This window comes from Roseibium sp. JB4-4, assembly GCF_055693425.1.
The window spans coordinates 5,712,312-5,730,006 of the sequence record NZ_CM146333.1; the positions used below are offsets into that span (position 1 = coordinate 5,712,312).

The 17,695-nt window shown below is 54.2% G+C and carries 18 protein-coding genes, 1 pseudogene and 1 riboswitch; of the genes and pseudogenes, 9 read left to right on the top strand and 10 right to left on the bottom strand.

All coding sequences use genetic code 11. The annotated features are described in order from the left end of the window. Positions 1–117 precede the first annotated feature (117 nt). Positions 118–498 carry a DUF1761 domain-containing protein gene (locus ACZ1HV_RS26940; RefSeq protein ID WP_472716863.1) on the bottom strand — a complete coding sequence of 127 codons (381 nt, stop codon included), beginning with the start codon at positions 496–498 and terminating at the stop codon, positions 118–120. A gap of 724 nt (positions 499–1,222) precedes the next feature. Here ACZ1HV_RS26940 and ACZ1HV_RS26945 point away from each other — a divergent pair. The 4 genes from ACZ1HV_RS26945 (at position 1,223) to ACZ1HV_RS26960 (ending at position 3,992) form a co-directional block, all read left to right on the top strand. Further along, entirely contained in the window at positions 1,223–1,825 is a 603-nt protein-coding gene (locus tag ACZ1HV_RS26945) for a superoxide dismutase (RefSeq protein ID WP_298818479.1), read from the top strand. A 195-nt stretch (positions 1,826–2,020) separates the two neighbouring features. Then, the gene (locus ACZ1HV_RS26950) at positions 2,021–2,482 is read left to right on the top strand and encodes a c-type cytochrome (protein ID WP_298818481.1); all 462 of its coding nucleotides are present in this window, start codon (positions 2,021–2,023) and stop codon (positions 2,480–2,482) included. A 47-nt stretch (positions 2,483–2,529) separates the two neighbouring features. Further along, positions 2,530–3,462, top strand: coding sequence for a c-type cytochrome (locus tag ACZ1HV_RS26955; protein ID WP_472716864.1), 933 nt, complete (start codon positions 2,530–2,532; stop codon positions 3,460–3,462). Further along, positions 3,459–3,992, top strand: coding sequence for a GNAT family N-acetyltransferase (locus tag ACZ1HV_RS26960; protein WP_298818485.1), 534 nt, complete (start codon positions 3,459–3,461; stop codon positions 3,990–3,992). The genes ACZ1HV_RS26955 and ACZ1HV_RS26960 overlap by 4 nt, the downstream gene beginning before the upstream one ends. Before the next feature lie 20 nt (positions 3,993–4,012). Here ACZ1HV_RS26960 and ACZ1HV_RS26965 read toward each other — a convergent pair whose 3' ends face one another. From ACZ1HV_RS26965 to ACZ1HV_RS26975, 3 genes are read right to left on the bottom strand one after another with little or no spacing between them, the layout of a single operon-like run. Then, positions 4,013–4,387: a RidA family protein gene (locus tag ACZ1HV_RS26965; protein ID WP_298818487.1), complete on the bottom strand. Its 375-nt coding sequence runs from the start codon at positions 4,385–4,387 to the stop codon at positions 4,013–4,015. Next, positions 4,362–4,622 (bottom strand): DUF2798 domain-containing protein, encoded by a 261-nt coding sequence (locus ACZ1HV_RS26970; RefSeq protein WP_363324510.1) that lies wholly within the window; start codon positions 4,620–4,622, stop codon positions 4,362–4,364. Before ACZ1HV_RS26970 ends, ACZ1HV_RS26965 begins: the two co-directional genes overlap by 26 nt. A 6-nt stretch (positions 4,623–4,628) precedes the next feature. After that, the gene (locus tag ACZ1HV_RS26975) at positions 4,629–4,940 is read right to left on the bottom strand and encodes a putative quinol monooxygenase (RefSeq protein WP_298986714.1); all 312 of its coding nucleotides are present in this window, start codon (positions 4,938–4,940) and stop codon (positions 4,629–4,631) included. Between the two features lie 102 nt (positions 4,941–5,042). Between ACZ1HV_RS26975 and ACZ1HV_RS26980 the strand changes: the two genes are divergently transcribed. Then, positions 5,043–5,969 carry a LysR family transcriptional regulator gene (locus ACZ1HV_RS26980; RefSeq protein WP_298986717.1) on the top strand — a complete coding sequence of 309 codons (927 nt, stop codon included), beginning with the start codon at positions 5,043–5,045 and terminating at the stop codon, positions 5,967–5,969. Here ACZ1HV_RS26980 and ACZ1HV_RS26985 read toward each other — a convergent pair. The 6 genes and pseudogenes from ACZ1HV_RS26985 to ACZ1HV_RS27010 all read right to left on the bottom strand — a co-directional run bounded on the left by ACZ1HV_RS26985 (position 5,957) and on the right by ACZ1HV_RS27010 (position 14,384). After that, a complete protein-coding gene (locus ACZ1HV_RS26985) occupies positions 5,957–6,340 on the bottom strand; it encodes a hypothetical protein (protein ID WP_298965350.1) in 384 nt (127 codons plus the stop codon). The two genes, ACZ1HV_RS26980 and ACZ1HV_RS26985, sit on opposite strands and share 13 nt — an antisense overlap. Before the next feature lie 198 nt (positions 6,341–6,538). Further along, positions 6,539–7,588 carry a hypothetical protein gene (locus ACZ1HV_RS26990; protein ID WP_472716865.1) on the bottom strand — a complete coding sequence of 350 codons (1,050 nt, stop codon included), beginning with the start codon at positions 7,586–7,588 and terminating at the stop codon, positions 6,539–6,541. A gap of 282 nt (positions 7,589–7,870) precedes the next feature. After that, positions 7,871–9,463 carry an ABC transporter substrate-binding protein gene (locus tag ACZ1HV_RS26995; RefSeq protein WP_472716866.1) on the bottom strand — a complete coding sequence of 531 codons (1,593 nt, stop codon included), beginning with the start codon at positions 9,461–9,463 and terminating at the stop codon, positions 7,871–7,873. A gap of 297 nt (positions 9,464–9,760) precedes the next feature. Continuing rightward, positions 9,761–11,844 (bottom strand): annotated as a pseudogene (locus tag ACZ1HV_RS27000) (S9 family peptidase). A gap of 150 nt (positions 11,845–11,994) precedes the next feature. Then, entirely contained in the window at positions 11,995–13,005 is a 1,011-nt protein-coding gene (locus ACZ1HV_RS27005) for a cytochrome d ubiquinol oxidase subunit II (protein WP_298818501.1), read from the bottom strand. Positions 13,006–13,010: 5 nt separating this feature from the next. Then, complete coding sequence (locus tag ACZ1HV_RS27010; protein ID WP_298818503.1) at positions 13,011–14,384, bottom strand: cytochrome ubiquinol oxidase subunit I; 1,374 nt, start codon at positions 14,382–14,384, stop codon at positions 13,011–13,013. A gap of 550 nt (positions 14,385–14,934) precedes the next feature. After that, positions 14,935–15,144, top strand: a riboswitch (cobalamin riboswitch). Positions 15,145–15,254: 110 nt separating this feature from the next. Here ACZ1HV_RS27010 and ACZ1HV_RS27015 point away from each other — a divergent pair. From ACZ1HV_RS27015 to ACZ1HV_RS27030, 4 genes are read left to right on the top strand one after another with little or no spacing between them, the layout of a single operon-like run. Then, positions 15,255–15,512: a hypothetical protein gene (locus ACZ1HV_RS27015; RefSeq protein ID WP_472716867.1), complete on the top strand. Its 258-nt coding sequence runs from the start codon at positions 15,255–15,257 to the stop codon at positions 15,510–15,512. After that, entirely contained in the window at positions 15,502–15,906 is a 405-nt protein-coding gene (locus ACZ1HV_RS27020; protein ID WP_472716868.1) for a DUF1636 family protein, read from the top strand. The genes ACZ1HV_RS27015 and ACZ1HV_RS27020 overlap by 11 nt, the downstream gene beginning before the upstream one ends. Next, positions 15,903–16,676 carry an ABC transporter ATP-binding protein gene (locus tag ACZ1HV_RS27025; RefSeq protein ID WP_472716869.1) on the top strand — a complete coding sequence of 258 codons (774 nt, stop codon included), beginning with the start codon at positions 15,903–15,905 and terminating at the stop codon, positions 16,674–16,676. The genes ACZ1HV_RS27020 and ACZ1HV_RS27025 overlap by 4 nt, the downstream gene beginning before the upstream one ends. A 16-nt stretch (positions 16,677–16,692) precedes the next feature. Next, positions 16,693–17,628 carry an ABC transporter substrate-binding protein gene (locus ACZ1HV_RS27030; protein ID WP_472716870.1) on the top strand — a complete coding sequence of 312 codons (936 nt, stop codon included), beginning with the start codon at positions 16,693–16,695 and terminating at the stop codon, positions 17,626–17,628. The last annotated feature ends 67 nt before the right edge of the window (positions 17,629–17,695 follow it).

Sequence of the window (17,695 nt, forward strand, 5' to 3'; positions counted from 1 at the left end):
CCAGGTCTGAAGCCGGATCGGGACCCAGGCTAAAATGCCGGACTGTCAGGGCCCGATTTCTCCAATAGCAGTTTGAAAGAAGACTTCTGCTGCTTCGCGTATGCGGACTAGCTTGTACTACAGAAGAGCCTGCGCAAGGATCATCAGGACTCCGGCTCCCACAATGTAGCCGGCATCTATGGCAAGAGCAGCATTGCTTTTTTTGCAGAAAGCGCCGTTGGAGATGGTCAACGCGGCTGCAGCCAAAATGGCGAGAATCGCAGCGACAAGCGCATCTAATGTTGCGGTTATTCCAATCACGGTCGCCAAAAAGAACAACCCGATTATCTGGAGCAGCATAGCGCCCATTGGTGGCTTGCTGTCCTTGTTGAGTTCGACACCTGAACCTTGGGCCCAGGGTCTTGCGAAGAGCAGGGGAGAATAGACCAGCCATCCGAACAAAAAAGCGACAACCGTGCCCGCACCAACTGCAATCCAGTTTACGTTTTCAAATTCCACTATCGCCTCCTTGCCGTAGTCCGACGGGTGGCCCGACATTCAGGAAACCGCGAACGGGGGCATTCATTCAACCATATGGATGAATTATCAGTTGATAGCAAATCAGTCAACTTACTGGTTGATTGATTTATTTGGTGATTGGAACGTGCCCGCTTGCAGTGCCTGCAGACGGAAGCCATTCAAGGTACTTCAAGCACTGAGATCGGCCCATATGGCGATCGGCAGCACTTCAGGAAACTGGTTTTTGAAAAGTCCGGCAGACTGAATGTTGCTCAGCCATGGAGCGTGCAGAATTCCGGACGCTGGCTCTGTTCCTGATTGCAGCAGCTTTTATAGTTATTGTAGCATTGATCAAGCGAGCTCCAGTCGCTTTTTTCAGTATATTTTGGGAACAATGCAGCAATTACGATTGTTGCCGAAACAATAAGGGCAATCGAGTAAGTGTTTTTTAAAGACATAACTCTTTCCTCTTTGTTTGGCCTCCGGTCTATTAGCTTTCATGACCATATCAAACTCAGTAACACTTGCCGTGCTGCGGATCACATAAAGACATTTTTCTGAAATCCCTGGATCTGGCGTGATGGCAGAATAAAAAAACAAGAATATTTTTTTATTTTGCCTAACATGCTTGCCGACAGCCCGTTGCAATCCTATTTTGCCGCTCGAAGCGGTTCTTCTGGCGCTCGCCCGGACCGCCGGTCACTGACCTTTTGAGGAGTTTGTCATGTCATTCGAATTGCCCGACCTGCCATATGCATATGATGCCCTGGCACCTTACATGTCTGCTGAAACCCTGGAATTTCATCATGACAAACACCACCAGGCCTACGTAACCAAGGGCAATGAGCTGCTTGCCGGCAGTGGTCTGGAAGGCAAGTCTCTTGAAGACATTGTGAAGGAGAGCTACGGCAAGAACGCACCTCTCTTCAACAACGCTGGTCAGCACTACAACCACATCCATTTCTGGAAGTGGATGAAGAAAAACGGCGGAGGTTCTTCTTTGCCGGGGGCGCTTGCTTCCGCAATTGACAGTGATTTGGGCGGTTTCGACAAGTTCCGTGCTGATTTCATTGCTGCCGGCATCGGCCAGTTTGGCTCCGGTTGGGCATGGGTTGCCGTGAAAGACGGCAAGCTTGAGATCATGAAGACACCCAACGGCGAGAACCCGCTGGTTCACGGTGCAACGCCAATCCTCGGCTGCGACGTGTGGGAACACTCCTATTACATCGACTACCGCAATGCGCGTCCGAAATACCTGGAAGCCTTTGTCGACAGCATGATTGACTGGGATTACGTCCTGGAGCTCTACGAAGCTGCCACCAAATAACATCGTCGTATCGGCGTGAACACGAAACCCCGGTCTCACGACCGGGGTTTTTTGTTGTGTCGTGCAAGGAGCGACACTTTGTTACAAATTTGGGCGGAGATCACGGGAGCGTGATTTTGATAGTGCTCCAATCTTGCGCTGTACTCTGCACGGTGTGAAATGCCATCGAACTCGTGACGCGAGAGGGAGAGAAATATGCGCATTGTCAGGAAAATGGCCGTGGCCGGATTGGTTTTGGGTCTTGGTGTGGTCAGTATCGCCGCGCAGGCATCCGATGACCCCATTGAAACCCGCAAGGCAATCATGTCGTCCGTCGGTGCTGCTGCCGGTCTGGGTGGTGGCATGATGAAGGCTGAAATCGACTATGTTCCCGCTGCTGGAAAAGCAGCAATTGCCACCGTAAGAGCCGCTTCTCTGACATTCGGCGATTATTATCCCGCAGGCTCTGATCAGGGCGATACGGGTGCTGCAGCGGCGATCTGGGAAAACCCGGAAGGGTTTGCGGCCGAGCTCGCAAAGTTCCAGGCTGCGACTGAAAAGGCAGCTGCGGCTTCAGGAAAAGACGGCCCAGCAGATCTTGATGCATTCAAAGGAGCCATGGGGCCGGTTTTAGCAACTTGCAAATCCTGCCACGAGACGTACCGTAAGAAGAACTGACCGGACGCGATCCGGAGATTCTCTTTGGTCTTTTCGGGAGAGGCCCGATGAAAAAGGCAATCCTTGTACTTGTTGTTCTGGCGGGGATTGCTGCCGCCATCGGTTGGGGCCTCTCCGCTCCCACACGGATGAGTGCGGAAGAAGCATCCGCGCTGAAAGAAGGTGACCCCGCGAAAGGCGAGCTTGTTTTCTGGGCAGGTGGCTGTGCCTCCTGTCATGCCGAGAAGGGAGCAAAGGGAGACGATCTCCTGAACCTCGGTGGCGGTCTGCGGCTTGAAACACCTTTTGGAGTGTTCGTTGCTCCCAATATTTCGTCTAGCACGACTGACGGTATCGGTGGCTGGTCTCTGATCGATTTTGCAAATGCAATGACGCACGGGACGTCGCCTGATGGACAGAATTTCTATCCGGCCTTTCCGTATACTTCCTACGCCCGGATGACACCGGAAGACCTTGGTGATCTTTACGCCTTCATGGCAACGGTCCCTTCCGCCGAGGGCAAAGCTGCATCGCACGAGCTCGGCTTTCCCTTCAACATTCGCCGGGGTCTCGGACTATGGAAGCGTATGTTTCTGGACCCGGCGCCAGTCATTTCACAACCGAGTGGCGACGGCGAAATTGATGCCGAACTATGGGAACGGGGCCGCTACCTCGTTGAAGGACCGGGCCATTGTGGTGAATGCCACACCCCGCGCGACTTCGCCGGCGGCCTCGTTTTGTCTGAATGGCTTGGTGGTGCACCGGCTCCCACCGGGGAAGGGCGAATTCCGGATATCACGCCAACGCAAGGAGGTTTTGGCAGCTGGAGTGCAGCTGACATTGCTTACTATCTGGAAAGCGGCTTCACGCCGGAATATGATTCGGTTGGCGGTGAAATGGTCCATGTGCAGGAAAATATGGCCCGCCTTCCAGCGAGCGACAGAAACGCGATTGCCGCCTATCTGAAAGCAATTCCGACCGTCGCTGAACCTGTAAATTGATCAATACCATCAAGCGGACGTCTTCAGCCAATCTCATGACAGTTCAAAGCAGTATTACAATATCTCCCGTGGCGGATGCGCAGGACCTGAACACCGTCAAGGATCTCTTTCGAGCTTATGTGGACTGGCTCGGCATCGACTTGTCCTATCAAGGGTTTGAAGAAGAACTTGCCGGTATGCCCGGTAAATATGCACCACCGAAAGGTGCCCTTTTCGTGGCAAAGGACGAGGCGAGCGCGATCCTTGGCTGTGTCGGCCTGAGGGCCTTTAATGACGATGGCGCTTGTGAAATGAAAAGGCTTTATGTCTTGCCGAAGGGGCGGGGACACGGCGTCGGAGCGGGTCTGGTCGACCGCGTGCTTGATGCCGCCGTTTCGGCTGGATACAGCGAAATGCTGCTGGATACGCTGCCGTCTATGTCCGGCGCCATCAAGCTCTACAAAGCTGCAGGCTTTGTTGAAGTGCCCGCGTATTATTCGACACCGATCGAAGAAACGATCTTTTTCAGGAAAGACCTTTCTGAACTCTGAAACAATGGTCTCGGGCGGTGCTAAACGGCAATTATCGCTTCGATTTCCACCTTCAGTTCCGGTGCAAATAATCCTGAAACCATCACAAGCGAGCTTGCCGGAACGGCATCCTTATATCCGGTCGACAGCGCATTTCGTATGCCCGGAATGTCAGCCGGATCAGTCATGAACACTGTAACCTTGATGAGGTCGGCAAGAGTTCTGCCAAATTGTGCTGCGATAAACTCCAGTTGTTCAAGCACGGCATGGGTCTGTTCGCTCGCCGAGCCCGTCCGCCGTTCAGTGCCGAATGCCGTAAAACCAGAAGTAAAAAGCGTGTCCCCATGTTTGACAACGTGCGTGTAGGGGCCAACCGGCAGGCCAAGTTCTTCAAAATTTTTGCGGGTCAGTGTCATTTTCCGATCCTTTGAATTTAGTTAGACGGTTTTCGAAATAGCCGGCCAGTCTTTGAACGGGTGGACCGAGAAGGAATGCAAGGATGGCGGCCGGTGGCCAGGCGAGCCGAAAGGCTGCCATCCATTGACCGGCGAACCCGTCCGTCCACCCAAGATTGATGAGGGTCACCCAGCAGGACATGAGTAGCGAAAGGCCGAATGACATCAGGATTGCTGCGATAAACCGATGTCTCATCTGAATTCAAGCCGTGTCCGTTCGAGCATTCGAACCGATTTCACCAAGCTCTTCGATATAGCTCACTTCCGTCAGATTCCGCGCCAGATAGGCCTTTGTGTGTGGCATTTCAAAATGGTCCAGAAGCGCCTGCCGGTTCGTCCAGCATTCCCACAGGGTGAACTTTTGCGGTTGTTTGAGGTTCTGACGGATTTCAAACAGAATGCACCCGGGTTCGCTCTGGGTCTGTTCCGCCAGAAGCCGCAGTCCGTTTTCTGCTTCTTTCAGATCAGCGCCGCCCTGAAGCTCGATACCTGCGCTCACAAAGTAATTCGACATTGCACTCTCCATTGCTGATTGGTGTGGACGCTGAAGATGTATTGATTTCGAATTTCAGAATCTATATCGATATGTGAGAGTTCAATTTTCAAAAATGAAATCATGCTTGACGATCTCGCGCTTTTTATTCGCATCGCCCAGAATCGCAGCCTGTCCGCCGCAGCCAAACAGCTGGGTGTGCCACCGGCGACCGTGACGCGGCGATTGCGCAAATTGGAAGAAGAGATAGGTGCGCAGCTCGTTCACCGGTCGGCTCGCAAGTTCTCGCTGACATCCGAAGGCGAAGTATATTACGAGGCATTCGCCGATCTCCTCCAGCAGGCGGAGGCTTCATTGCGGGGATTGAGCGCGGACTTGACCGAAATGAGAGGGCGGCTGCGTGTGGCCGCACCAACGAATATCTCCGTCGGTATGCTGGAGCCAATGTGGTCAGCATTCTTGAAGGCCTATCCTGATATTCAGCTCACACTTCAACTGAGCAATGAAAACCAGGACCTTCTGGAAAATCGAATTGATCTGGCGCTCCGGTTCGGACCTCAGACCGATCTGCGTCTCTATCAGAAACACGTCGGGCGCGTTGCAACAATGCTGGTCGCCTCTCCGGACTATCTGGCCGAAGCAGGTGTTCCGGAGCGACCTGAAGACCTGCAATCACACAAGCTGATCTGGGTGCCATCGCTGCCTCAGTGGCAACTCCGGAACCTGGATACGGGAGAAGAAGCTGTCCGGTACCCAGCAGCAAATGTTGCGGTGGACGATATCGGACTGGCTTGTCAGTTCTCAGCGGACGGGCACGGCATTGCACTGCTGCCGGTCACCGAAACGTCGGGGAATATCCTGGCAGGCCGGATGAAGTTCGTGTTGCCGCGCTGGTGTGGACAGACGCGTGAGGCTTACGCGGTCTGGCCCACAGGCCGCCTTTTAAGTGCCAGAGCGAAATGCCTGCGTGACCATATGGAAACCTATATGGCAGAGCGGCCCATTTTTCAGGGAGCATTGCCGGAAAGCGGGGTCAATCAAGCCGTGTAGGTGTTGCAGCGCATGAAACGTGGAACGTCGATATAGTCACGCATGTAAAACAGCCAGGCTTGGCATTCCTGCTCTGTTTTAAAGCAACCGGCCTGTGAGATCTGATAGCGCCTGTCAAAATTGATCACGCGCCCGCTGGCAATGCCTTTCCAGCCACTGCCCGTGAACGAACGGCAGTCGTAAGGTGTGTTGTAGGTGTAAGGAATGTTGCCGAGATCCTTGGAAAACGTCGGTGCAAAAAGCAGGTCCGAAGGTGTCTGGAACTGGTTTTGACATGCGGCAAGACTGAAAGCTGCAGCAATGACCGTTGCGCGCAGACCGGTTTTGGATGCGCTAACAGCGCTCTGAAAACGGCGGACTTTGCGGGACATGGCAGGCTCCAGTGATATGTCGGAATCGGCCCATTCGGGCATCAAAAGACTGATTTGCAACAAGGTTCAATTGAGCCGAAGACTGGCTCAAAATCAAGTCACGAAAGACGAAGCCCTTCACTCACAAGAGTGAGGGCAATCGGTCAATCTGTTCCCCGAAAGCTGAAGAGCTGCACCTGCAAGTGCCGAGGTGATCTGTTATGCGAACGGATCTACGTTGGGCAGGTTGAAATTGAACGGATTTTCCAGGCCCTGACCCATGTCATCCCACTGCTGATAGTGCCCATCTTCCTGCAGCTGCAGCAAAACCGATTCCAAGTGGTCACTGACCGTTCCGACTGCATCCCAGGCCTCACCCATGCCAGCTGTAAAACGGGCGATTTCATCATAAAAGCCCTGTGGAAGCGAACCGATTTCAATCTCGTCAAGGCTGGAGAAGTAGAACGGGAATGGCGTTTCATACTCGAAAAAATAGGCCCGCTCCGCGCCGTTCAGGTAGACGATTTCGCCTTCGAACATGACCGAAAGTGACATCTCGTACCGGCCGAAATCGATCAACTGAATGTCGATAGCGAGTTCGAAAATCATTTCGAATTCTGCGATCCCGTAGTCGAACGCTTCGCCATAAACCTCTAACATCTGTTCCTGGCCAAAGGCTGTCAGAACCTGGTTGCCGTGCTCATCAAAGGTTTCTGCCTGAATTGTGGTACCAACCTCGGAGGCCATTTCGATATAGAGCTGTCTGAACTGGTTGTCGTAGAAGTTCCCTTCGAACGCATGCATCAGCCCGCTCTGGTATTCAACGGCAATCTCCTGGCCATTGTAGAAACCGGACTTGATTTCGGTCGCCCGCTCCTCAGCGAGGGTCATGATGTCCAGTGTTCCGTCCGAGGTGCGGAACGTGTGGTTCATCATTTCAAGGCCGAGGCCGAGCTGCTGCTCTCCGGCACCATTCGCGGACTGGACTTCCGAGGTGATCCCGCCCTGTGCTCCTTCCTGCAAGTCGCCGACCGGCAGGTTGTCTTTCCCGCTGAAGGCATAGGGGTCGAGGTTCAAAAAGGGGAGGGCGTAGTCCGGCTGTCCTGGCCGGGTGACCTCTGTCTCTGTTGTGTCCGTCTGAATATTTGTGCCGGGCGGACCCCCAGCTTCTTTCTGGCTTGTGGTCGACTTCAAAGCATCGAGCTGCTGGTCCAGCAGCGTTGTCATGTCAAACAAAGCAGTGTTACGTGATCCGATATGAGTAGTCATAGTGTTCCTCTCCAGAAATGCTGCGTTGATCAAAATAAAACAAATTTGACTGCGCATTTTTGACGTGGGGAGGTTTTTCTACTATTCAATATTAATAGTTATTCATGAATCCGATGTAATATTTTGGTTTTCGTATTAAATACATTTATGTGTTTAGGCGAAATTTTTGCAAAGGATCTGTAGCTGCGCCCCTTTAGGTGCAATTTAGACTTCCAAAAATTAGAGGAACAAAAAAAGCCGGTGCATTTGCACCGGCTTTCTGGATTGGAGTGTCCTGTAAACTTAGTTCACGTTGATCCAACGCAGCATGAGGAAGTTGTCGGCACGCTGGGTCAGGTCGATATTGGATTTCGATCCCCAGAGCAGGGGCTGTACATGAAGCGGGACATAGACAACATCGTCGCGGATGATCGTGGCCACTTCATCCAACATTGCCTGCCGCTTTTCTGCATCGATTTCCTTCTGAATCTGAGGGAGTAGTTCATCAACGCGCTCGTTGGAGTAACCACCGAAGTTCCAGCTGCCGAGTTTCTTCTCATCATTCTTTGTGGTGACAAGGAAACGGACCGGATGTTCTGCATCGAACGTTCCGGGTGACCATCCCAGAAGATACATATCGAAATTGCCGGCCCGCAGCTCCGGCCAGTAGTTTCGAACGGGCATCGCCTTGAGGTCGGCTTTCATGCCGGCCTGTGTCAGCATCGCCGCCATAGCCTTGCAAAGTGCTTCATCATTGATGTAGCGGTCATTCGGGCACATCAGTCCAAAAGAGAATCCGTCCGGATAACCGGCTTCGTTCAGAAGCGCCTTGGCGCCGTCCGGATCATATCCGATGCGCTCGCTTGCCGCGTCGCTGAAGCCTTTCATTTGGGTGCTGACCAGCTGGCTGGCAACCTCGGCATTGCCGCGCATGATCTTGTCGACAAGCGCTTCTGCGCTGATTGCTTTTTGAACCGCTTCCCTGACCTTCACATCCTGAAACGGGTTCTTGTCGGAAGTCTCGTCCGAATACTTCAAGGCATCATGGCCGTGTGCGAAACCGAGCATGATCACCCTGGCTTCAATGTCCTGGTGAAGTGTCAGACCGTCCTGACCCTCGATCCGTCCGACGTCCTGAACGGGCACCGGGTTGATCAGATCAACCTGTCCGCTCAAAAGACCGGCAACGGCGGTCGCCGGATTGGCAATCGGGATGAAAGTGGCCTTGGTGAGGTTGTGTTTCTTCTCGTCCCACCAGCCTTCGTTGGGCTCAAGTACTGTCTGAACACCGGGCTCACGAGACGTCAGCTTGAATGGGCCGGTGCCGTTTGCATTCAGTGTTGCAAAGGTCTCGCTGTCCTTGGCTGGACGTTCAGCGCCATTGGCCTCTGCCCAACCTTTGTCCAGGATCATGAAATTCGCAATTGAGTCGGGGAATATCGGGTTCGGGGCGTGCGTCAGAAAGTCGATGGTGTGGTCGTCGACGATCTTGACTTCCTTGACCGGTGCGAACCAGGAACTGGTGTCGGCCTCTTCGGAAGAAGCGCGCTCATAGGAAAAGAGAACGTCTTCCGCGGTGAGGTCTGCGCCGTCATGAAACTTGACGTCCTTGCGCAAGTTGAAGCGCCAGCCGTCGCCGCCGAGCGGTTCCCAGCTTTCAGCAAGAGATTCCTCGATTGCCATATCCTTGTCACGACGGACCAGACCTTCATAAACATTGTTCAAGAACCCAAGCACAGGCGCGGAGTTGACCGCGTGAGGATCCATGGTCTGAGGGTCGGTCGGTGATGACCACTTAAGTTCTGCAGCACTTGCAAGAGAAACGGAAGAAAGCAGGGCAGCGGCGAGCGTTAAACTGGCTGAGAAACGGCCAGTTCTGCGTAATGACTTTGTCATGACATCCCCATCAACTGTTGTTTGGTCTGATTATCGAAACAACCTAAGTCATTTCAGGACAAAAGAAACACCGGACCGGCATGCGTGTCCGGTGTTCATTTAAACTTTTCGTGATGGGAAAATCCAGGCTCCTTCAGCCGCAATCGCTGCCGACGATCTCCGCCAGTCCAGCGGTCGCGGCGACTGCTGAGAAGAGACGCGTTTCAACCCGCCAAAACGGTTGAAGCAAAAAAACGCCCGACCTTGCGGGGCCGGGCGTTTTTGAATTTCGAAGAACGTGCTTTTCTGGAAGCGCGCTTAGGCCTTTCCGGCCACCATGAGGGCAAAGGCCTGAACCAGTGCAACTTCCTTGAGGCGGTCAAAGCGACCTGAAGCCCCTCCATGGCCTGCCTCCATATTGGTTTTGAGCATCAAGAGCCTGTTGTCGGTCTTAACGGCTCGCAATTTGGCAACCCATTTTGCGGGCTCCCAATAGGTGACGCGCGGATCAGTGAGACCGGCCACCGCGAGGATTGCTGGATAGTCTTTCGCCGCAACATTGTCATAGGGAGAATAGGAGGCGATGTATTCGTAGGCTGCCTTATCCGTGATCGGGTTGCCCCATTCCGGCCATTCCGGTGGAGTGAGCGGCAGCGTGTCGTCGAGCATCGTTGCCAGCACGTCGACAAACGGCACCTCGGCAATGATGCCGCCGAATTTCTCGGGTGCCAGGTTGGCAACGGCCCCCATCAGCATGCCGCCAGCCGATCCGCCGTGGGCAATGATGCGGTCATGGGACGAGAACTTCTCCGCAACGAGGTGATCCGCCGCCGCGATAAAATCCGTGAAGGTGTTCTTTTTCTTCTCCCGGCGGCCGTCCTTGTACCAGCGGAACCCTTTTTCCTTGCCGCCGCGCATGTGCGCGATGGCATAGACGAAGCCGCGATCAACCAGCGAAAGACAATTCGTGTTGAAACTTGCCGGTATGCTGATGCCGTAGGAGCCGTAGCCGTAAAGGAGCAGGGGGCTGAACCGTCAAGTATAGTGTCCTTGCGATACAAAATTGAGACGGGAACCGTTTCTCCATCTGCAGCTGGAGCCATCAGCCGTCTTGTCACGTAGTCAGAAGCGGTATGGCCGGACGGTACTTCTTGTTCCTTGCGCAAGACCCGCTCCCGGGTTTCGACGTTGTAGTCGAAGGTCTGCGAAGGGGTGGTCATGGAAGAATAGGTGAAGCGTATTGTGGTCGTGTCGAATTCGTATCCGCCGCCTGCGCCCAATGAATAGGCTTCTTCGTCGAATGCGATCGAATGTTCGATGTTGTCGGTCAATCGGCGGACGACAATGCGCGGAAGGCCGTCTTCTCGTTCCAGACGAGTCATGAAGGTCTTGTAAACACAGTGAGACAGCACCAGACAGCCTGGCTTGTGCGGAACAAGATCTGTCCAGAATTCGCGGCCCGGCGTCGCCTTGGGAGCGGTTACGATCTTGAAGTCTTCCGCGTCTCCCAGGTTTGTCAGGATATAGAGCGTGTCGCCATGGTCATCGACGGAATATTCGACACCCGTATCGCGGGGCGCAATCAGGACAGGTGGTGTTTCGGGCCTGTTTGCCGGGATCATCCAGACTTCGGACGTTTCATGGTCATGGATGTCAATAACGATCGTGTCGCCAGACTGGGTCTTGCCGACACCCATGAAGAAACCGCTGTCTTTCTCTTCATATACCAGGACATCTTTGGCCGGATCGGTGCCGATTTCATGTCGGAACAGTTTGGAGGGCCGGTGATTGTCATCCAACCGGATATAGAAGACGAATTTGCTGTCCGCGCAAAAGACGCCGCCGCCACCGGTGTCCTCGATGCGATAGTCAAGGTCCTTGCCGCTCTCGATATCGCGGAGCTGCATTGAATAATATTCCGAGCCCTTGTCATCGTAGGCCCATGCAAGAAGTTTGTGATCGGGCGATTGGCTGGCTGCGCCGATCTTGAAATAGGCTTTGCCCTCAGCTTCCTTATCGCCGTGCAGCAATATGGTTTCCTTGCCGCCGTCGCGAAGTGTGCGGAAAAAGATGGGCTGCTGCCCGCCGGTCTCGTATTTCAGACCATAGGCATAAGGACCGTCGGGCGAGGGGACGGAACTGTCATCTTCCTTGATCCGGCCACGCATTTCCCCAAAGAGCGTTTCCTGCAGCTCCTTTGTGGCGGCCATCTGACTTTCCTGAAAGGCGTTTTCAGCTTCCAGATAGGCACGAATGTCGGCATCAAGCACGGACGGATCTCGCATGACTTCTTGCCAGTTGTCGGCTCGAAGCCAGCCATAGTCATCCTGGCGGGAAATCCCGTGTGTCACGAGGGTTTCAGGGCGCGCTTCGGCGCGCGGGGGAAAAGCATCCTGTTTCATTGTCCCGAGGTAGGTTTTTTCCGTGATGAAGGCAAGGTCGACGCTGTTGAAAAACACATTGTTTCCCGCGTGATCCCGGCCCTGCTCGTGCAGAACACTGTCAAAACTGCAAAGACCTTTGCCAGTCCCGCTGTCTGCGTATTCATTGGATCAATCGTAAGTCAGCTCCGTCGCCTTGCCGCGGAACACCGTATAGGCGAGGATCGTGTAGCCGATGATCACAGGCAGCACGAATATCGCTCCGAGCAAAATGATGAAGAGGCTCTCCGGGGCGCTGGCACTCTCGTAAAGGGTCAGTTTTTCCGGAACCACGTAAGGGTAGAACGAGTATGCGAGCCCTGAAAAGGCAAGCGCGAACAGGGTCGCCGTTATGCAGAAGGGCACCCAACTCCATCTGTCCTTGCTGTCGGGCAAGTGCTTCAACGCAGTCCATAATACAAACAGGAGAAGCGCGGACATGAGCGGCAACGGCGCCAGCAGGATGATGGAAGGAAAGGAGAACCACTTCTCGAATATCCTGCTGCTGACAAGTGGACTTGCCAAGGAAACGGCGCCCAGTCCCAGGATCACACCCCAGAGACTTCGGCGCGCCCAGTTGACGGCCTTTGTCTGCAATCTGCCCTCGGTTTTGATGATCAGCCAACTTGCGCCGATCAATCCGTAACCCCCGGTCAGGCAGACAGCGGTCAGCAATCCGAATGCAACGGTCGTTGCGGTCTGTTCCAGGCCCATAATGTAGATGCCGAGCATATAGCCCTGCGAAAGGGAAGCGGACAGGGAGCCCAAGAAGAAGGCGAGGTTCCAGCGAGCTTTTTGTGAGCCGGTGGTCTTGGCTCGAAACTCAAACGCAACGCCCCTCAGAATTAAGCCAATCAGCATGATTGCAACTGGCAGATAGAGCGCGGTCAATATGGTTCCGTGTGCGGCGGGAAAGGCAACAAGCAGCAATCCTACCGCCAGAACCAGCCAAGTTTCATTGGCATCCCAGAATGGTCCGATAGCGGCGACCATTCTGTCCTTTTCTGCGTCAGTCGCCAAGGGGAACAAGATACCGACTCCAAGGTCAAAGCCGTCAAGAATGACATAGACCAGGATCGATAGGCCCATCAGCGCGGCAAATGCCAGCGGGAGCCAGATTGCAGGATCTCCGAATAGGGTCATCTTGATTACTCCGCCGGCACAAGCGAGACCTGCGCCGCTCCAGAATGGGGGCGGGCGTCGGTGTTCGTGGTTTTTCGGGCGAGCCGGAAAATCACCGTCATATAGGCGGCGAGCAAAACAGCGTAGACAACGAGATAGGCAGCAAGGGTCGAAGCGACCATGCCTGCGGGCACATCGGCAACCGCCGCTTTTGTTGTCAGAACCCCCTGAACCAACCAGGGTTGCCGCCCGATCTCCGTCGTGTACCAACCGGCCAGTGTGGCAATCCAGCCCGAGAAGGTCATGGCCACGAGACCGCGCAGTATCCAGGGATTGAGTTTATCGATGCCGCCGCTGCGGCGCAGCGCAATCAGCGTTCCCCAGCTTGCCAACAGCATCAACATGCCGGTTCCGACCATAACGCGGAAGGACCAAAAGACCGGCGCAACCGGCGGGTGCAACGGCGTGCCATCTTCGGCATAAAAATCGTTCAGTCCTGGAACAACACCTTGCGGGTCGTGTTTCAGGATCAAAGACGCGCCGTTCGGGATGGCGAGTTCGAACCGGTTTTCCCGCGCCTCTTCATCAGGAAGGGCGAACAGCAGCAACGGGACATTTGGTCCTGTGGTCCAGTTGCCTTCCATCGCCGCAACCTTTTGTGGCTGATGCTCAAGCGTATTCAGGCCATGGAGGTCTCCTGCATAGATCTGAACCGGGATAAGAATGGCCGCCATCCAAATACCGGTTTGGAAAGCGAGCCGCACTCCCTTCGACGTGTCCCCGATCAGACGTCGATAGGCGGATACCCCCGTGATCAGGAATGCCACGGTCAGGCCACTCGCCAACAGCATATGCGTCAGACGGTATGGCATCGATGGATTGAAGACGATCGCGATCCAGTCAGTTGCGTGAACCACACCGTCTCTCATCTCAAATCCGGTCGGGGTGTGCATCCAGGAATTCAGCACCAGGATCCAGAACGCACTGACTGTGGTGCCGAATGCGACGAGGAAGGTCGCCAGCGTATGAAGCCAGTTTGGAACTCGGCGCGACCCAAACAACATGATGCCGAGAAATGCCGCTTCCAGAAAAAAAGCAGTCAAGACTTCATAGGCCAGAAGAGGTCCGGCAACATTGCCGACGGTTTCCATGAAACCGGGCCAGTTGGTACCGAACTGAAAACTCATCGTGATGCCACTGACGACGCCGAGGCCGAAGGACAACGCGAATACTTTCACCCAGAACCGGTAGGCCGCCATCCAGCGATCGTCACCGGTTGCATTGAAACGAAGTTTGAAAAACAGCAATACCCAACCAAGGGCGATGGTGATCGTCGGAAACAGGATGTGAAACGAGATATTCGCGGCAAACTGGATCCGGCTCAATAGCAGCTCTTCCATGTGACACCTTTCAAGCTGTCAGCTCTTGCTGCTGAATATGGAATTTTACTTATCGGCTACAATTGAAAATGGCCTGCCTGCGGCGCCATGCCCTGCGGCAACCCGTCACTCGGTCACGTTGCCCCAGCGCGAGGGCTTCAACGCGGCGCACTGGTCTCAAGGCGCAGATATTAAGGGGTGCAACACGTGTGGCTTTGATCATGGACCAGTTGATAATTTTCAGGTAGAGGCACGGCGCTCACCGGGTTCCAATGGAATATTCTTATCAAGCTTCAATTCTTCATGCTGCATCCGCTGCAACAAAAGAGGGACAATTTCATGCCGAAAAACATCAACATGTCGCGCGGATCGTTTTGCGAGAAAAGAACGGGATAATCTGCAGGCTCAAGGGTCGCCGATCTGGAACTATCGCCTCATTTGACCTTTGCAATTTTAATTGGGCAGTTTCGGTGTCCTGATCGATTGTTCTGCCGGCAAGAGCTCGGAACTAGGGTGTCCAAGTATTTCCCCCAAAGGTGAAAGGCCTGATTGACTCAACCAGCGATTTGCGGCACTCAGTTTTTTTGATGGTTTCCGAATCCGAGGCCGGATCGGGATTAAAAGGGAACACGGTGAGGCGTAGCCAGAAGGCACCAAATCCGTGACTGCCCCCGCAACTGTGAACGGCGAGCAAACCTGAAAGCGCCACTGGGTTTCCCGGGAAGGATCAGGCAAGCGATGACCCGTAAGTCAGGAGACCTGCCATTGCAATTTCAACTTCAACCCGGGCGGGGTGTCCCGGAGGAGCGAGTGGCATGGCATATCGGCTATCTTTGCTGACACAAATTGACATTCGGTTCTTGAACGCCCCGCGCCATCGCGGAGGGCGATATGAACCGGAGCAACACGACTGCCAATTCCTTTGATCCTGCCTTCTTGAAGGCTGCCGACCCCTTAAGTGAACGCGCCGCGCGAGCCATGCGGCCGAACGATCGTCCCGCAGGGCTTGCCAGAAAACTGAATCGTAATGTAATAACATTACAAATGATTTTACCTGAGTGTGCTTCGCAAGTGCGTTTGCAAACCCGGGATCGGGACGAATTAGACAGTTTCGGGGAAGGTCTGGCGGAGAACGATGATGCAAGATGACAAACACAAGATCTTTGTCTGCACTTCCTGCCGCTACAAGGGCACCAACTGCCGGCCGGGTCTTGAGCTGATCAAGAAACTTCAGGACGCAATGCGTCTTGCGACACCGATAGTAGGTGACGACTTTGAAGTGTCGGGCATTGCATGCATGGCCGGGTGCGACAGGCCCTGTACGGTCGCTTATCGGGCCAATGGCAAGGCAACCTATTTGTTTGGCGACATAGACCCAGAGACCGATATTGAGGACCTTATTGCCTTCGCGCGGCAGTATCAGGACCTCACAGATGGTTGGTGCTCTTCCACAGTACGGCCGGGCAAACTTCGCAAAACCACGCTTGCGCGCATTCCATCTGCGATGATCGTGACCCGGGCTGAGGAGACTGCAGTCTCATGAGTGGCACAGTTCTCAGTGTTCAGAATGTTGGATGGTCACCGGGCAGGGGGCATACACTTTTGAACGGCGTCAGTTTTGACGTTCCCGCCGGCAAGGTGTTGGGAGTTGCCGGTGCCAACGGTGCTGGAAAATCCACTCTACTTCGGTTGCTCTATCGGTTCCATAGGCCGGTTACCGGGACCGTTCGTCTCGACGGTGAGGACATCTGGTCCATGTCGGCAAGGGAAACGGCACAAAAAGTTGCCGCGGTCCTGCAAGAGCAACCCGGAGATTTCGCACTTTCCGTTCGTGAGATTGTTGAACTCGGTCGCCGCCCACACGGCTCAGGGTTTGCCAGAGGCGGTAGGCGGGATACCGAAATTGTCGATGAGGCCCTGGAGCGTATGGGCCTCAACGACTTGTCTGCACGTTCTCTGGGGACCCTTTCGGGCGGTGAACGTCAGCGTGTCATGGTGGCCCGCGCCCTGGCTCAAAAACCACGGCTGCTCATTCTCGATGAGCCAACCAATCACCTTGATATTCGACATCAACTGGAAATCGTGACGCTGATCAGCAGCCTCAACATCACGATCGTCACCAGTCTGCACGATCTCAACCTGGCAGGTCGCGTGTGCGATCAGGTGCTGCTTTTGCACAAAGGTAGATCACTTGGTTTTGGAACTCCGGAAGAGGTTCTGACGCCAACGCATATCGAACAAGCATACTCTGTCTTTGTCCGACAGGAGCGGCTTAGTCAAAGCCACGAGCAACACCTCACTTTTCACCTTTGAAAATGGAATTCGTAACATGAAACGTATTGCACTTAGTCTCGTCCTGACTGTCTTGGCAGGGTCTGCATTTGCTGAAACCTCAGTGCGCAGCTGTGACCGGGAGGTTGTGTTCTCCGAGCCGCCGAAAGCGGCGGTTTCCAACGACGTGAACCTGACGGAAATGATGCTGGCTCTTGGTCTTCGTGATCGGATGGTCGGTTACACCGGTATCTCGGGCTGGAAAACGCTGGATGAGGAAATGCGCGAAGGCGTTGCCGAACTGCCCGAGCTTTCCGCCAAGTATCCGACCAAAGAAGTGTTGATTGGAGCAGATGCAGATTTTTATTTCGCAGGCTGGAACTACGGCATGAGGGTTGGTGGCGAGGTCACGCCCGAGACGCTGGAGCCCTTCGGCATCAAAGTCTACGAACTGACGGAATCTTGTATCCACATTGGCGAAAAACCAAAGGTCTCCATGGGAGACATGTACAACGACCTTATCAATCTCGGAAAAATTTTCGGAGTGGAAGATGCAGCCTATGATCTGGTGGCCGGCTACAAGGCCGAACTGGACGCATTTACATCCAATTTGAATGCCGGCGAAAAGCCGCTTCGCGTTTTCGTTTATGACAGTGGGGAGGACAAACCCTTTACGGCTGGGCGATATGCCATGCCGACTGCACTGATTGAAGCTGCTGGGGGCATCAATGTTCTGGACAGCTTCGAGAAAAGCTGGGCAACGGTCGACTGGGAGGCAGTCGTGGAGGCCGACCCTGAAATGGTTGTCATCGTCAACTACGGTAAAGTCACGGCTGAAGAGAAGCGCGATTTCATGAAAAACAATCCCGCGCTGGCCGGAATTGAAGCGGTCAAGAATGACCGGTTCGTGACCTTGGAATATGTTGAGGCGACACCGGGTCCGCGCAACATCAGGGCCGTGAAGAAGCTCGCCAACGCATTTTGGGGCGAGTGATCCTTGCTACAGCGACCGCACCATAGCCACTCCTTGAATGAGGCGACAAAGGAACCGGACCGCAGAA

Coding starts and splice junctions, on each gene's coding strand:
- ACZ1HV_RS26985 (WP_298965350.1), bottom strand. CDS start 6,340: ATGTCCCGCAAAGTCCGCCGTTTTCAGAGCGCTGTTAGCGCATCCAAA.
- ACZ1HV_RS26945 (WP_298818479.1), top strand. CDS start 1,223: ATGTCATTCGAATTGCCCGACCTGCCATATGCATATGATGCCCTGGCA.
- ACZ1HV_RS26975 (WP_298986714.1), bottom strand. CDS start 4,940: ATGTCGAATTACTTTGTGAGCGCAGGTATCGAGCTTCAGGGCGGCGCT.
- ACZ1HV_RS27005 (WP_298818501.1), bottom strand. CDS start 13,005: ATGACCCTATTCGGAGATCCTGCAATCTGGCTCCCGCTGGCATTTGCC.
- ACZ1HV_RS26950 (WP_298818481.1), top strand. CDS start 2,021: ATGCGCATTGTCAGGAAAATGGCCGTGGCCGGATTGGTTTTGGGTCTT.
- ACZ1HV_RS26995 (WP_472716866.1), bottom strand. CDS start 9,463: ATGACAAAGTCATTACGCAGAACTGGCCGTTTCTCAGCCAGTTTAACG.
- ACZ1HV_RS27030 (WP_472716870.1), top strand. CDS start 16,693: ATGAAACGTATTGCACTTAGTCTCGTCCTGACTGTCTTGGCAGGGTCT.
- ACZ1HV_RS26955 (WP_472716864.1), top strand. CDS start 2,530: ATGAAAAAGGCAATCCTTGTACTTGTTGTTCTGGCGGGGATTGCTGCC.
- ACZ1HV_RS26965 (WP_298818487.1), bottom strand. CDS start 4,387: ATGACACTGACCCGCAAAAATTTTGAAGAACTTGGCCTGCCGGTTGGC.
- ACZ1HV_RS26970 (WP_363324510.1), bottom strand. CDS start 4,622: ATGAGACATCGGTTTATCGCAGCAATCCTGATGTCATTCGGCCTTTCG.
- ACZ1HV_RS26990 (WP_472716865.1), bottom strand. CDS start 7,588: ATGACTACTCATATCGGATCACGTAACACTGCTTTGTTTGACATGACA.
- ACZ1HV_RS27010 (WP_298818503.1), bottom strand. CDS start 14,384: ATGGAAGAGCTGCTATTGAGCCGGATCCAGTTTGCCGCGAATATCTCG.
- ACZ1HV_RS27020 (WP_472716868.1), top strand. CDS start 15,502: ATGCAAGATGACAAACACAAGATCTTTGTCTGCACTTCCTGCCGCTAC.
- ACZ1HV_RS26980 (WP_298986717.1), top strand. CDS start 5,043: ATGCTTGACGATCTCGCGCTTTTTATTCGCATCGCCCAGAATCGCAGC.
- ACZ1HV_RS27025 (WP_472716869.1), top strand. CDS start 15,903: ATGAGTGGCACAGTTCTCAGTGTTCAGAATGTTGGATGGTCACCGGGC.
- ACZ1HV_RS27015 (WP_472716867.1), top strand. CDS start 15,255: ATGAACCGGAGCAACACGACTGCCAATTCCTTTGATCCTGCCTTCTTG.